Origin of the sequence: Larkinella rosea (assembly GCF_003858635.1) — a bacterium.
Lineage (GTDB): Bacteria > Bacteroidota > Bacteroidia > Cytophagales > Spirosomataceae > Larkinella > Larkinella rosea.
In genome coordinates this window covers 387456-402721 of record NZ_RQJO01000008.1, presented here as the reverse complement: position 1 = coordinate 402721, position 15266 = coordinate 387456, and the positions used below count along the sequence as shown (strand labels likewise).

Sequence of the window (15266 nt, the reverse complement as noted above, 5' to 3'; positions counted from 1 at the left end):
CAATTTATGAAAAAAGTAAGCCTGTTTCTGTTCATTTTTATGCTGGGTGTTTGTGCCAAAAGCTATTCGCAGACCACCCCGCCCGCCGACTTTTTTGCCGACAAATGGGAAGTGACCATTATGGGAACACCCACCGGTAATTCCGTCATGATTGCCGAATTGGCCCGGAAAGATGGCAAGTTGACCGGAACCTTAAAAGACCCGACGGGCACGAATCCGCAAGCCCTTCCGATTACGAAAGTGGAGGAGGCCGAAGGCAAAAAAATCACCATCTATTTCAATACAGAACAGGCGGGTGAGATTGGGCTGGCCCTGGAAAAAGTGGACGATGATCATCTGAAAGGAATGCTGATGAGCATGCTGGAGTCGACCGCTGTCCGCGTTAAAAAATAAGAATCCAGTCCCCGAAGCGGTTTTGATAACCGAAGTCTTTTCAAGCAATTCCAGCCCTGGCCAGACATCATTCGATGGTAGCTTCTGACCAGGGCTGCGGTTTTTCAGGATGAGGAGAACAAAGCGGTTCCATCCTTTCCGACTCATACAGCCGCAGCCATCTACTCCTTTGCTGTCGCACCGCCTTCATGAAATGACCAGAACGATGCTAACCTACCGGCAAAAATGGCAGTTAGCCACCTGGCTGCTCCTGCTTTATTCGCCCCTTTTGCTGTACATCAACCTCCCCGAACCGGTGCGTAATCCGGCGAAGTTGCTGGAAATCCTGCCCATTATTTCGGTGGTGACGCTGATCGTGCTGGTTTTGTATTTTATCTGGATTACCGCAACGGACTGGATTCAAAACCAGCTCTTTCGCTGGTTTGGGGCTGATTTTCTGCTGGATTTCAACTGGCTGGCGCTCGTATTGACCCTGCTCATTTCGCTGGGCCTGGCCTTACTTTACGCCCACGTTTTTCAGTGGATTCTTTCGGCGGTCTTCGCCCTGATTTTCCAGATTGATTACGGGTCGCAACGGCAGTCTTCCCAACTTACGCCGGAGATAACCACTTATCTGGATCGCGTGAATCTGGTGTTCAACGTGGTGGTCATGCTGTCGGCCTTCTACCTGACCATCCTGTCCCGGTCGTTTCAGCAACTCAAGGATGTGCAGCTCCGGGCCGAACGGTCGGAGAAAGAAGCCGCGCTGAGTCAGGTGGAAGCCCTGAAAAATCAGCTGAGTCCTCATTTTCTGTTCAACAGTCTGAGTATTCTGGCGTCGATGGTGCACGAAGATGCCGAGTTGTCGGAGCAATACATCAAACAGCTTTCCAACGTTTACCGCTACATCCTCGAGCAGCGGGATCAGGAGCTGGTTGGCCTTCATACCGAAATTGAGTTTCTTCAATCCTACACTTTTTTGCTCCAGATTCGGTTCGAAAACAAACTGGATGTCCGGATCGAGCTCAGTCCGGCCCAACAGAATCAGTACCGGATTGCGCCCTTATCGCTCCAGTTGCTGATCGAAAATGCGGTCAAACACAATCGAATGTCCATTCAGGAACCGCTTCGTATCCGGGTTTATTGTGAACAGGATGTGCTGGTTGTGGAAAACCCCTTGCTCCCCCGCGATCAGCCCGAAACATCCACCGGCGTTGGCCTGCAGAATATTGTGAATCGGTATGCCCTGCTTACACCCCGACCGGTTGGGTACGGCCCACGGGATGAATCCTTTGTCGTCAAAATTCCACTTCTGTCATGAACGTCATTATTATTGAAGATGAAGACCGGAATGCCCGCCAGCTGGAGCGGCTTTTGAAAAAGTATGATTCCTCGATTCATATTCTGGCGCAGTTACCGTCGGTTACGAAAACCGTGGAATGGCTGCAGAAATACCCGCTACCCGATCTGGCGTTCATGGATATTCACCTTGAAGACGGGCTTTCCTTCCGTATTTTCGAACACCTGACGTTAACGCTGCCGGTTATTTTCACCACTGCGTATGATGAGTATATGCAAAAAGCCTTCAAGGTCAACAGCATCGATTACCTGTTAAAACCGATTGGTTATGAGGAATTGGTAGCGGCTGTGGAAAAATTCAAAACTGTCCGCAGCCCGCCCGCTGTGCCCGACCTGAACGCGTTGCTGCAGTTGATTCAAAAAACACAGCCGGGTAGTTACCGGGAACGGTTCATGGTTACCATCGGCACCAAGATTTATAGTGTCGAAGTAACCAACGTTGCGTATTTCCATTCCGAAGAAAAAGCCACCTTTCTGGTCTCGAAAACCGGTCAGTTGCTGCCGCTCGAATACAGTCTGGATCAGTTGTCGGCGGTTCTCAATCCGGCGCAGTTTTTCCGGGTGAATCGTCAGTTTATCGTCGCCCGAACCGCCATTCAGGCCGTTCATGCGTATTCGGCCGGCAAGCTCAAACTGGATTTGCTGCCCGCATCCCGTCAGGAAGTGTTCGTCAGCCTGAGCCGGTTGTCGGAGTTCAAGGATTGGCTGGGGCGGTAAGGGCGTACGGCTTTCAGCCGGGCATCGACGCCCGAAAAACCGCCGATTCTTCAAAAACCATTTGTTCGCCAGCGAAATGCACTTTATTCCATACATTTGGATGCGAGCGTAGCAATGCGATTAAGAATAGCTGAAGGAATAAAAACCGCCAGAACGCACAAAGAAAGATTCATATACCAACTTATTCGCTTAATTCGCAGACAAAGCCATCTAACCCGTTAAAAATCATAAATATGGCTCTGTATTTGCTCTTGAAGTAACATCCTAACCCTCCCTGATTGACGAATGACTGAACGCGAAAAAATGCTGGCGGGCGAATGGTATTGGGCCAATGACCCCGAACTGCTGGCCATGCGCGCCCGCGCCCGGGAATTATTCATGCGGTATAACCAGACGCTGAACAGCGAACAACCGCTCCGGGAAGAGATTCTGGGCACTTTGCTCGGGTCGGTGGGCAAAAACCCGGATGTGCAACCGCCTTTTTATTGTGACTATGGCGACTACATTCAGCTGGGTGATACGGTTTTCATCAACTACAACTGCACCATTCTGGACTACTGTCCGGTTACCATTGGCAACAATGTGCTGATCGGCCCTAACGTGAGTCTGTATGCCGCGAGTCATCCGCTGCTGGCCAGCCACCGGATTCAGAAAGGGTCCGATATTGCGAAACCGATTTCCATCGGCAACAACGTCTGGCTGGCCGGAAACGTTGTGGTTTGCCCGGGCGTCACCATCGGCGACAACACCACCATCGGAGCTGGTAGTATCGTCACGCGCGACATTCCGGCCAATGTCTTTGCCGCCGGAAATCCGTGCCGCGTGATTCGGGAAATCACCGAGGAAAACTAAGGCTGTTTAACGTTCACGGTTTATAAACCTTTGAGTCAAGCCACTGATAAGCAACATTTTATACCAGACATTGAAACTGTAAACCGTATACTAAAAAACCGTTCACCTATTTTACAACGTATATCCATGATCGCTGTTCGCCAGCTTACCAAGCAGTATCCGACTCACCTGGCCGTCGATGACGTCTCCTTTGAAGTGGCGTCGCGGGAAACACTGGTGCTGCTGGGAACCAGCGGTTCCGGCAAAACCACCACCCTGAAGATGATCAACCGGCTGATCGAGCCAACGGCCGGAATCATCGAAATCGACGGGAGTGACATTCGGGGGCGGAAACTCCACGAACTGCGCCGGGAAATCGGCTACGTGATTCAGGAAACCGGGCTGTTTCCGCATTACACCATCGGCGAAAACATTGCGCTGGTGCCCCGGCTGTTGCAGTGGGACGAACGGCGGATTCAAAACCGCATCCGCGAAATGCTGGCGATGCTCCGATTGCCCGAAACCTACCTGAATGCGTATCCCAACCAACTGAGCGGAGGGCAACGGCAGCGGGTTGGACTCGCCCGGGCGCTGGCCGCGCAGCCGTCGATTCTGCTGATGGACGAACCACTGGGTGCCCTCGACCCCGTGACGCGGAGCGCCATTCGCCGGGAATTCAAAAACCTGGAAGAATTGCGTGAGAAAACCATCGTTCTGGTCACGCACGACATTCGGGAAGCCTTCGAACTCGGTGATCGCGTGGCCCTAATGGACAGTGGCCGCATCCAGCAGATCGGTACGCCCCGAGAACTGCTTTTGCAACCGGTCAACGAATTCGTGCGGAATTTTTTCGCCGACCAATGGCTGGCGCTTCAGTTGCACGTTTTTTCGCTGCACGATTTGGCACCGTATCTGCCCAACGAAACCGCTCCGCCACCGGAAGCCCGGCTTTTCCCGGCCCACACCCAACTGGCCGATGCACTGAATGAGCTGTCCGGCCCGGAATCCATCGCTTTTAAAACCGGTCCGCACTTTGTAACCGTACAGTCGGCCGCTATCTGGCCCGCGTTGGGGCAATTACTCCAGAAACAAACCGTCTAAACCGCAGCCACCGTGCAGGAATTTTTCAAATTCATTGTTGAACACGCCGATAAACTGGCCGAACAAACCCTAACGCACATCGGGCTGACGTTTCTGTCGTTGTGTATTGCGCTGGTAATTGGCATTCCGCTGGGCATTCTGATCACCTTCCGGCCCCGGCTGGTTGGTTTTACGCTCGGGTCGGTGGGCGTTTTGCAAACTATTCCGAGCATTGCGCTGCTGGGTTTCATGATTCCGCTGCTGGGCATTGGCCCCGGACCGGCCATTGTGGCCCTGTTTCTATATGCCCTTTTGCCCATCGTTCAGAATACGTATGTCGGCATCCGGGAAGTGAGTCCGGCGCTGAAAGAAGCCGCCCGGGGCATGGGCCTGACCCGCTGGCAAATCTTGTTTCGGCTCGAGTTACCGCTGGCGATGCCGGTTATTTTTGCCGGTATTCGTACCGCCACCGTGATCAATGTCGGCGTAGCCACGCTGGCGGCTTATCTGGCGGCTGGCGGTTTGGGAGAGTTTATTTTCGGCGGAATTGCGCTGAACAACACCAACATGATTCTGGCCGGAACGATTCCGTCGGCCCTGCTGGCCATCCTGTTCGACGCCGGACTGGCGCGTTTGCAGAACCTGCGCGGTTTGTGGCGGTACCGGGTGATGATCGTATTCTTCCTGCTGGCTCCGGTTCTGTCATCGTTTTACTGGTACCCGGCCGATGGCCAGCCCCGTTTACATGCCGGTTTTGCCCACGAGTTTTACGGCCGCGCCGATGGTTACCCGGCTCTGATCCGCACGTATGACCTGCACCTGGCGTCGCGGCTGATCGACCAGAATCTGATGTACGAAGCCGTTCATACCAACCTCGTGGACATTATCAGCGGCTATTCAACCGACGGGCGCATCAAAGCCTTCAATCTGCGGACGCTGGCCGACGATAAACACGCCTTTCCGCCTTATCAGGCCGCCTTTGTGGTTCGCGAGCTGAGTCTGAAAAAATACCCGGAACTGCAACCCACGCTGGATTTGCTGGCCGGACAGCTTTCGGATTCGTCGATGACCGAGCTGAATTACCAGGTCGATTACCTCCACAAATCACCGGAAACCGTCGCCCGGGAGTTTCTGAACCGCAGCGATTTACTGCAAAAACCGTACGTCGGCAAGCGGCAGGGCAAACTGGTGGTCGGCGCCATGATCTTTACAGAACAATACATTCTGGTCGAAATTCTGCGGCAGCTGGTGGAAAACCGGACGGCCCTGGAGGTGGTTACCAAAACCGGTCTGGGCGGCACCAAAATCTGCTTCGACGCGCTGAATGCCGGAAGCATCGACCTCTATCCCGAATACACCGGCACCGGTTTGCTGGTCATTTTGCAACCACCGCTAGCGGTTTCCGATTCACTGCAAGTCGACACCAAAGCGGTTTATGACTATGTCAATACCGAATTTCAGCGGCAGTATAAGCTCAACTGGCAAAAACCGCTGGGCTTCAACAACACCTACGCGCTGATGATGCGCGAATCGCAGGCCGGGCAGCTGGGCATCAAAACCAATTCGGAGCTGAAGCGGTATCTGGATCAGTAGCGAAAGCATGCGCATTCACATTATGGGTGCGTCCGGTGCGGGCGCGACGACCTTAGGTCGTCATCTGGCCCAAACACTAAACATTCCGTATTTCGACAGCGACGATTTTTTCTGGATCAAATCGGAACCGCCTTACCAGAACCGGCGCGATCCGGACGAGCGGAACCGCCTGTGTAAAGAAACATTGGATAATCATCCCGACTGCATTTTAGGCGGCTCCGTCAGCAATTGGGGCAACGGTTGGGAAAACCGCTTCGATCTGGTGGTTTTTCTCCGGATTCCGCCGGATATCCGCATCGAGCGATTGCGAAAACGAGAGTTCGAGCGTTTCGGCGACATTATCCTGACCGACCCTGAACGGCAAAAGACTTACGCGGAATTCATCGAATGGGCCGCCGGTTACGACTCCGGTACGGCTCAGGGACGAACCCTGAAATCTCATCAAAACTGGCTCCAAAAAGTATCCTGCCCGGTGTTGAAAATGGAAGGCGATACGACGATTGCCGAACGAATGGAGCGGGTTTTGGCTGCGATCAAACACTGAAAAGCAAGGATTTGTAACGCAAATTGAAGAATACGATAGACCTCTGTTTAGATGCCGTTAGGTATCTAATGTTTGTAGCCATGATTTCGTATTGCTTCAATCGCCTGCCGTAGGTAGGCAACCGTTGCCTACCTACGGCAGGCGATTGGTAATCAGGCCTTTATTCTATAAACATTCCGTCTCTACGAGACGTACCGATAAAAACTGCGCCAATCAAAAGCTGCAAAACTGGTGACAAAGAGCCGTAAAGACTACGTTTAGCCATTCCCTTCTCACCCACCCCGCAAACCGCCCGCGTGTTCCATCGCAAACCGCAAAAGGCTGTTTTTGCCCGCCAAACCGAGCTTTCGGACGATGTTCATCCGGTGGTTGTTCACCGTTCGTTCGCTGATCGACAACTGATCGGCCATTTCTTTGCTGGATTTGAATTCGGCCACCAGCTCCAGAATCTGGCGTTCGGCGGGTGTTAATTGTGCGAGGGCGTCGGGCGGTTTTCGCTGCACGGTTTTGACCGTTCGTCGCAGCAGAAAAACCGACATGTCGGGGCTGATATACGCCTGCCCTTCAACGACTTTCCGAATTGCCTGAACAACGTCGATCACCGCGTTTTCTTTCAGCACGTAGCCGAGAATGCCGATTTCCAGCGCCCGAAAAAAATGCGCCTGATCCTTGTGCATTGTTAGCAAAATAATGGGCAAATCCGGTTTTTCGGCCAGAATCCGGTCGGCCACTTCCAGCCCGCTCAGTCCGGGCATGTCGAGATCCAAAACCGCTACATCGACCGATTGATTTTGCAACGCCCGCAGCGCATCCGGGCCATTGCCGGCCTGGGCCACTATCGTCCAGTTTTCGACGCTTTCCAGTACTTCGCGCAGGCCCTTCAAAAAAATCGGGTGATCGTCGGCAATCAGCAAATGCAGCGTATTCATAGTTGGATCGGAATGGTCATGCTCAGAATGGTTCCGTGCGGGTGTGCTTTGCGGATTTCCAGCGTTCCTTTCAGCAAATGCAGCCGCTCGCGAATGCCGCGCAGCCCCAATCCCGGCGAAGTCGGAACCGCTTCCGACGACATCAGCCCGATGCCGTCGTCTTCGATCCAGAGCGTCAGGCTATTTTCTTGGCGTTTTATCTGGACGATGGCCTGCGTCGCGCGGGCGTGTTTGATCAGGTTATTCAGCCCTTCCTGCACAATGCGGTACAGATTAATTTCGGATTCTGTGGAAAACAGCCTGTCGATGGTGTCGACTTCTTCGTAAAAAGGAAGCTGGCTCGCTTCGGCGGTTTCATTGATCAGGCTTTTGATGGCTTCCGTCAGGCCCAGCAAATCGAGTTGAACAGGACGTAACCCGTACGAAATCGTTCGCACTTCCTGAATCGTCTGCGCTACGGTTTGCGTCACTTCTTCCAGTTTCGCGGGCAGAATGTCACCGGTTTTGTGTTGCAGCAACAACAGGCGATTTTTGACCAGACCCAGGCTCTGCCCCACGCTGTCGTGGAGTTCGGCGGCAATGCGTTTACGTTCATGTTCCTGCGTCTGAATCAATTGCTGCGAAAACGAGCTAGCCTGCTCAAGCGCCTGAATCTGAAGCTGCTCCTTCTCCAGTTTGTAGGTGTTCAATTTATTCACGAGCGCATACGAGAGCGTAATGGCTTCGATGACGGAACCAACTTGCATGGCACTACCGGTGCTGTCGTTCAGAATAAAAAAGAACACCCCGACCACCAGCGACCCGAAACCCAGCAAATAAAACCGGGCCGGTTTGAACCCTTTCCGATACACCGCAATGCCGATGATAAAGACATACGCAATCAGCATCATGCTGGTGAACAACTGCACCCGAAAACCGATCGAATGCTCGCCCAAAACCGTTAAAATCAGCGTCAGAAAAGCCGGTAAAACGACGAATAAATCCAGCCGCCGAAGCCGGGGACCATAGCTGGCCGTGTTCAGGAACGCGTTCGTAAACAAAACCGCGCAGAGGCAGCCCCCGGCCGCCAGCAAATTGGCGCTGTTCCAGAAAGGCCTATCGGGCCAGAGCAACTGAAAGGCATACCCGCGCTGGTGCCCAATGTTCAACCCAACCAATGCGATACTCAGGACGTAGTAGAGATACGCTCGGTCGCGAAGGGTAACAAAAACGAAGCCATTGTAGAGCATCAGCGACAGCAAGAGTCCAAAATACAGGCCGTTGAACAGATCCAGCCGCTGATTGTAGGCGTAGAGCGTGGGCAGCGTCGCAACGTTTAGCTGAAACCGCAGTGTGTTGTCGCTCCAAAAGCGGATGTAATACAGCCGGGAAGCGCCCGCCGGAATGTTCAGCGGCACCATCAGCCGGTTGGTCTGCAACGGACGGTTTCGGTAGGGGTGCCGCGTGCCCAGTTGCTGATGCGTAAACGAACCATCCAGTTGTTGCTCGTAAAAATCAATTTCGGGAATGTAATGCGGGTCAATTTCCAGATACCATTCCCGCTGCGAGTCGTTCTGAATCCGAAATGCGCACCAAACCGCCATCGGTTTTAGCCCATTGGAAGGCATAGTGGATTGTCCCGGCTGAAACCGGGCATCGCGTTTACGTATGTTTGCCAACGTCAGCCGGGCGGTTTCATCCTTTAAAAAGGCGGCTTTCAGTCCCGTTACCGTACCTTCGCCCAGGCCGTCGTGCAGGATGAGCCGGGGCGGAAAATCCTGGCTCCGAGCCAGTCCGCCGATGCCAGAAAGCAATAGGATCAGCAACAAACGAAACCGGAAAAGGCGGGAATGGGTCGGCATGCACGCAAGTTCGGCATTTTCGGTGGTCTCCCGCAATAGGTGCCGCTACTCATTCGCCTGAGCTTTACTACTCAGAAAAATGAGTCTGGAAAGCTATTTCAGCTCCGTGAGCGGGTTGGTAGTTTTGTCCAGACAACAGCTACTTATGAAATCGAAACGCATTTTGTTCGCATCCGTACCGTTGGAGGGGCATTTCAATCCGCTCACGGGGCTAGCCGTTCACCTGAAAAACGAGGGATACGACGTGCGCTGGTACACCGGCCCTATTTTCGCGGAAAAGCTGGAAAAAATGAAAATTCCGCACTTCCCGTTTCGGAAAGCGACGGAAGTGACGCAGGAAAATCTGGAGGATGTTTTTCCGGAACGCCGTCGCCACAAGAGCCAGATCGGCAAGGTGAAGTTCGACATGATCCATTACTTCATCCTGAAAACGCCGGACTACTTCGCTGACTTAGAGGACATTCACCGCGAATTCCCGTTCGATTTGCTGGTTTGCGACATGCTTTTCATCGCTTCGACGCTGGTTCAGCACAAATTGAGCGTGCCGGTGGTTTGTATTGGTATCGCGCCCCTGGGCAGCACTTCCGTCGATCTGCCTCCGCCGGGCTTGGGCATGACGCCCTCGACCGGTTTTTTCGGAAAAAACAAACAGGCGCTGCTGCGGTTTTTGGTACAACATGTCATTTTTCGGGAAATAACGGCGGTTTATAACCGGATGCTGGGCAATTATGGCGTTCGTCCGAATCCCAATGTTTTTATCGATACGCAGATTCGGCGGGCAGATCTGTATTTGCAGAGCGGAACGCCGGGCTTCGATTACGAGCGTAGCGACTGGCCAACCAATCTGCGTTTTGTGGGACCGTTGTTGCCGCACCAGTTTCAGCAAAACCGGCCTTTTTTGCACGAAACGAAACTCCAACATTACAAAAAAGTGATTCTCGTGACGCAGGGAACCGTCGAACGCGACGTTGAGAAGATCATTGTGCCGACGCTGGAAGCGCTTAAGGATTTTCCGTATCTGATCATCGTTACCACCGGTGGTAGTCCGCAGACGAACCGGCTCCGGGCGCGTTATCTCCAGAAAAACGTCATCATCGAGCCTTTTCTGGATTTTAACCGGATCATGCCATACGCCGACGTGTTTGTGACCAACGGAGGTTACGGGGGCGTTTTGCTCAGCATCACGCATCAGGTGGCGATGGTGACCGCCGGTTTGCACGAAGTGAAGAATGAGATCACGGCGCGGGTCGGTTATTTCAAGCTGGGCATCGACTTAAAAACCGAAACGCCAACGCCCGACCAAATCCGGGAAAGCGTGACGGCGGTTTTATCCGATCCGCAATACAAACGAAACATCACCCGGCTTTCGGACGAATTCCGGCGGTATGATACCTTTGGACTTTGCAGTAGGTATATTGGGGAAGTGTTGGAAAAAAAATGATCTGAATTATAACGGGGCCGCCCGCGCGGTTATAATTCATCATTCTATTTTCATTTCCCAGTTTCCGTTTGCCCTTTCCCGCTTGGTTTTCTCCCAAACTTATTCCCGAAGAAATCGCCCGGGTTCCAGGTGGGACGCTCCGGATGCTGGGCGGTCAGGTAGCCGATCAGGAACTGGAGCTGAGCGTGTCTGGCGGCCGCGTTGAAATCGAACGGCTGGTTGATTTCGTCCTGTGGCGAGTGGTAGATCGTGGCCCGCCAGTCGAGGTTCAGTTTCAGGCCGTCGAGTTCGGGGTTACCGGTTTCCGTACCGCTTTTGATGTAAATTGCCGGAATGCCGTGCCGGACAAAGCTGAAATGGTCGCTGCGCATAAACACCACCTGCTCCGGAATCGGATCTTTAGCCACCTTCACGCCCAGGTAATTCGCCACCGTATTGACTTCTTTCGCCATGCTCGAATGTTCGGAACCATACGGCACAATGTCGACCAGTTTGTGAAAGAAAAAGGGCATATCCAGGCACAGATTGGCGACGATGTTCTCCTGCGGAACCGTCGGGTTGCTGGCGAAATAATCGGAGCCGAGCAGCCCCATTTCTTCCGCCGTTACAGCCACGAACAGAATGGAGCGTTTGGGGTGCTGGGGCAGCGACGCATACATCCGGGCTGCTTCGAGGTTGATGGCAACGCCCGACGCGTTGTCGTGGGCACCGTTAAAAATCGAGTCGCCTTTGACGGGCCGCCCCACGCCGAGGTGATCGAGGTGGGAAACATAGACAACGTACTCGTTTTTCAAAACCGGGTCCGAACCGGGCAACAATCCGACGACATTATACCCGGCGATGTCGCCACCGGAACGGGTTTCGGTTTTGACCCGCACCGAGAAATTGAGCGGAAACGTTTGCGGAATACTCTTGTTGGCCGCAGCGATCACGTCCGCCAGCGAATGCCCGGATTCGGCAAAAACCGCCCGCGCCGTTGAATCACCCAAAGAGACCACGGCTTTCAGTTCGGGATAAACCCGCTGTGGTTTGCCGTCCTTGTCGAGCCAGCGGTAAGTGCCCTGCCGCGCCCGCGTGGCCGATGATTCCATGCGGTTTCGGACATCGGTGGGCAGGCTGAACGAAATCACACCAACCGCGCCGTGAGCAGCCGCGTTTTCCAGCTTGGCCGAACCGTGGTAGGCCCGCTGGTTGGAGGGGAAAGCCGCCGGTGCGCCGTTGAAATATGCCACTATTTTGCCTTTGACATCGATATTTTTGTAATCATCGTAATTCAGATCGGGTGCCGTGACGCCAAAACCGACGAAAACAACGGGCGCAGTTACCTCACTTTTTTCACTACCGTAGACCGGACTCAGGTTGTAGTTTTTCCCGAGAACCAGCGGTTTTTCGCCTTTTTTATCAATGAGGATCAGCGAACTGTTTTCCTCATTCACCCGCCACTGGCGCAGCGGCACTTTTTGCAGATACGTTTGCTGATCGCCCGCCGGTTCCAAACCCAGGGCTTCAAACTGCGAAATGACGTAATTGGCCGCCAGCCGATACCCTCGGGTACCCGGTTTTCGGCCCTCCATCGCGTCGTCGGCCAGAAACCGCATGTGGGCGCGAATGGCTTCCGGTTTAACGGACTGGGATGCTGTCCGGGCTTCGGCCGGAATGCCGGATTTATCCTGCGCGGAAGAAATGGAAAAACTGAGCAGCAGGACGTTGAGGGTTAAGGCAAATTTCATAGTCAGGTTACCGGTATTGCGACAAGTCAAACATCTAAGATACAGATTCTGTCCGACGAAATCGGCAATACACTAAAAAAAGCGGATACAGGGTTGTGCCCAGATAGGGAAAACCGGCAGGGAATGAAGCACTTTATGAGGAAATTATCGTGTTGTATCAAAAAAGGAAAATAGAATAATTTTATTTCCTCTTCATATATTGCAACAGGTGTCCTTTCGAGGTAGAATGCATGCATTCTACACCGGCTTTTCGCATCTGGTTTACACGAATGAATAACCTGACACACTGGTATTCTTTCCTAAAATGGATCGTTTTGGCGCTGATCGTGGCTTCCTGTCAGACGGGTCGGGATCCAGTGCCAATCCGCGTTTCGGACCCCGTTACGGCGGCCCAGGCATCGCTGGTGAGCGTCCTTTCCACGGGCGCTACCTCGGCAGAAGTCACGGTGAAAAGCATCCGGCTCGAATCGGCAGGCTGGCGCATAACGGCTGGTTCTGCCGAAGGGGGCAACCTGCCGATACCAGCCGGTGAAACGAAAGATCTGAACGATTTCAGTCTGACAACCATCCGGCTGAACGGTCTGGTCAGCGGTCAAACCTACCAATTCCGCCTGTCTTTCCGCTTCGCCGATCAGGACTCGGTTACAGCGCTGCGCTCGTATACGCACCGCCCCCCAACGGCACCCCGCTGGACCCGACTGGCCCATGCGACCTTCAGTGGGGGCGATTATACCGCTTACCCCGTGGCCGTGGATGGTATTTGCGGGGCCAATCCGGACAATGGTTGCGGTCATCCCGGCACGGGAGCCTACGTAGGAAACCGCGTTCAGCTGTTGCGCTACGCCGGGCCACAGCAGGATGTCATGGAAACCAAGTTCTACGATCGGGCTTCTGACAGCTGGTTGTTTTTTGCCAGCAGCAGCCTCCGTATTCCCCGCCAGGGCCTGGTCCAGTACAACGTGTTTTTTATGGGGACAGACCGTTACCAGTTCAGCGGACTGGGTTACGTAACCGAAGAACGGGCGGCCAGTAAATACTTTTATTACCACGACATGGCGGTCGTGTTACCGAAAGGAGGCAGTCCGCTTAAACCTTTATACGGAGGTGAGGACGGCGAGGTGGCCTTTTTCACGATCACCGACGAAGCTTATTTTCTGACTCAGAATGGCTCTTCCGCCATGCGAAGCATTCACGCCACATTCACGCAAACGGAACGTGCACCTTTGCCGGAGCCCCCCGGAACACTGGCAACTTTCTCCATCCGCAACATCGGGTATGTTGTCAACCAGCGTTCGGGACAACCCACGCGGCTTTGGGCCTATGACCCCATTACCAACACCTGGACCAAACGGGCCGATTTTCCGGGTCCGGTCCGGCAGCGGGGCACCGGTTTTTCGCTGGCCCGCAAGGGTTATTTTGGGCTTGGCCTGACACCCGACGGCCAGGGTCTGCGCGACTTGTGGCAATATGATCCCGACAGCGATCGCTGGCAGTACGTTACGGACTATCCCGGTCAGGGGAATCAGTTGCTGGCCGTATTCAGCGCCCCCGACGGAGCCAAACCCGAACGGGCGTACCTGGGCTGGGGCTACGAAGCTCAACGAACCAGCACGGGCGTCAACCGGATCGTGGGCTGCACCGACTGGTGGGAGTTAACGCCGTAAATGAAGCGGTTTATTGGAAACGAAAAACAATAGATAACAAACCGTTCGACCTTAATGATAACTGCACCTATTTCGACTGGCCAGGGGCAACGCTTTCGCGCGGTGGGTCTTCTGCTAATTTTCCTGTGGGGGTGTGTTGACCCGGTCGAGTTGCCCATCCGGCAGACCGAGCGCCGGTTGGTGGTGGACGGGATGATCACCGACGAAGCCCCGCCGTACATTATTAAACTGACGTATTCGGGGAACCTGAACCGGGCGCTGCTGATTCCCGACGAACTGGTCATCAACGGGGCCGTGGCCACGGTGGAAGACAACCTGGGCAACCGGGCACAACTGGTGCAGGACCCGCTGAACCCGGCGTTCTACTGGATGCGCGACACCCGGTTTCAGGGAGTACCGGGCCGCGTTTATACGCTGCGGATTCAGTTGCCCGACGGAAGCCACTACGTTTCCCGGCCGGAGTTGCTGGCACCGGTTCCGCCCATCGAAAAGCTCTACGCCGACTATCAGGTATCGAATCCCAATTCGCTGGCTTTCAATTCATTCCTAATCCGCATCGATACCCGTGACCCGGCCGAATCCGGTAATTTCTACCGTTGGCAGGCAATGAGTTACATGCCCATCTGGGGCAGCACCAACGATCCGCAGGGGTCTTACAACCGGTCGCTACCTCCGGCCGACGGTGCCTACGCCCCCTTTTACGGCTCGCTTACCAACGTCCTGAGCGACCAGTTGGTCAACGGAAACCGGCTCATGGGCCAGTTGGTCCTGACCGCTCCTCTGGTTGCCTTAGGAACCCAGTACGTTGAAGTTCGGCAGTATTCCCTTTCGCGGGCGGCCTACCAATACTGGGTTCTTTACCAGGAACAGCTTTCGCGCACGGGTACTATTTTCGACCCGCAACCCGCCAGCATCGAGGGCAACGTGCGGTCGGAAGCGGATTCCAACCAGCTGGCACTGGGTTATTTCGGGGCGTCGGCCGTTAGTCGCCAGCGGATGATCATTCAAACCGACACCATCAATTACGCCCGGTTCGTTTCGCGTTTCGGCCCCCTGTTGTTTAGCAATGCCAACCCGGCGGTTCCGGGTCTGGCCCGGGAACAGGCTCAGGCAGCCCCGCCCACCAAATGGCTTACCTACGGAAAATAAGTCGTATCCCAAACCG

General features: G+C 54.2%; 13 protein-coding genes. 10 read left to right on the top strand and 3 right to left on the bottom strand.

The window, feature by feature from the left end:
* Positions 1–6 precede the first annotated feature (6 nt).
* From EHT25_RS10490 to EHT25_RS10460, 7 genes are all read left to right on the top strand, one after another.
* Entirely contained in the window at positions 7–393 is a 387-nt protein-coding gene (locus EHT25_RS10490) for a hypothetical protein (RefSeq protein ID WP_124874187.1), read from the top strand.
* A 193-nt stretch (positions 394–586) separates the two neighbouring features.
* On the top strand, positions 587–1693 hold the full coding sequence (locus EHT25_RS10485) for a sensor histidine kinase (RefSeq protein ID WP_124874185.1): 1107 nt from the start codon (positions 587–589) through the stop codon (positions 1691–1693).
* Positions 1690–2448 carry a LytR/AlgR family response regulator transcription factor gene (locus EHT25_RS10480; RefSeq protein WP_124874183.1) on the top strand — a complete coding sequence of 253 codons (759 nt, stop codon included), beginning with the start codon at positions 1690–1692 and terminating at the stop codon, positions 2446–2448. The genes EHT25_RS10485 and EHT25_RS10480 overlap by 4 nt, the downstream gene beginning before the upstream one ends.
* Before the next feature lie 285 nt (positions 2449–2733).
* Positions 2734–3300 (top strand): sugar O-acetyltransferase, encoded by a 567-nt coding sequence (locus tag EHT25_RS10475; RefSeq protein WP_124874181.1) that lies wholly within the window; start codon positions 2734–2736, stop codon positions 3298–3300.
* Between the two features lie 126 nt (positions 3301–3426).
* Positions 3427–4380: an ABC transporter ATP-binding protein gene (locus tag EHT25_RS10470; protein WP_124874179.1), complete on the top strand. Its 954-nt coding sequence runs from the start codon at positions 3427–3429 to the stop codon at positions 4378–4380.
* Between the two features lie 12 nt (positions 4381–4392).
* Positions 4393–5952: an ABC transporter permease/substrate-binding protein gene (locus EHT25_RS10465; RefSeq protein WP_124874177.1), complete on the top strand. Its 1560-nt coding sequence runs from the start codon at positions 4393–4395 to the stop codon at positions 5950–5952.
* 7 nt (positions 5953–5959) lie between these two features.
* Positions 5960–6496, top strand: coding sequence for an AAA family ATPase (locus EHT25_RS10460; protein ID WP_124874175.1), 537 nt, complete (start codon positions 5960–5962; stop codon positions 6494–6496).
* A 272-nt stretch (positions 6497–6768) separates the two neighbouring features.
* Here the strand turns inward: EHT25_RS10460 and EHT25_RS10455 are convergent, their stop codons facing one another.
* Positions 6769–7425, bottom strand: a complete 657-nt coding sequence (locus EHT25_RS10455; protein ID WP_124874173.1) for a response regulator — start codon at positions 7423–7425, stop codon at positions 6769–6771.
* Entirely contained in the window at positions 7422–9266 is a 1845-nt protein-coding gene (locus EHT25_RS10450) for a sensor histidine kinase (protein ID WP_124874171.1), read from the bottom strand. The genes EHT25_RS10455 and EHT25_RS10450 overlap by 4 nt, the downstream gene beginning before the upstream one ends.
* A 145-nt stretch (positions 9267–9411) precedes the next feature.
* On the opposite strand from EHT25_RS10450, the gene EHT25_RS10445 reads away from it, so the two are divergent.
* Positions 9412–10707, top strand: coding sequence for a glycosyltransferase (locus tag EHT25_RS10445; RefSeq protein ID WP_124874169.1), 1296 nt, complete (start codon positions 9412–9414; stop codon positions 10705–10707).
* Positions 10708–10757: 50 nt separating this feature from the next.
* Here EHT25_RS10445 and EHT25_RS10440 read toward each other — a convergent pair whose 3' ends face one another.
* The gene (locus EHT25_RS10440; protein ID WP_124874167.1) at positions 10758–12437 is read right to left on the bottom strand and encodes a M28 family metallopeptidase; all 1680 of its coding nucleotides are present in this window, start codon (positions 12435–12437) and stop codon (positions 10758–10760) included.
* 269 nt (positions 12438–12706) lie between these two features.
* Between EHT25_RS10440 and EHT25_RS10435 the strand changes: the two genes are divergently transcribed.
* Together EHT25_RS10435 and EHT25_RS10430 are read left to right on the top strand one after the other, a co-directional pair.
* Positions 12707–14101, top strand: coding sequence for a Kelch repeat-containing protein (locus tag EHT25_RS10435; protein ID WP_124874165.1), 1395 nt, complete (start codon positions 12707–12709; stop codon positions 14099–14101).
* Between the two features lie 54 nt (positions 14102–14155).
* Positions 14156–15250 (top strand): DUF4249 domain-containing protein, encoded by a 1095-nt coding sequence (locus EHT25_RS10430; RefSeq protein ID WP_124874163.1) that lies wholly within the window; start codon positions 14156–14158, stop codon positions 15248–15250.
* Positions 15251–15266: the final 16 nt, after the last annotated feature.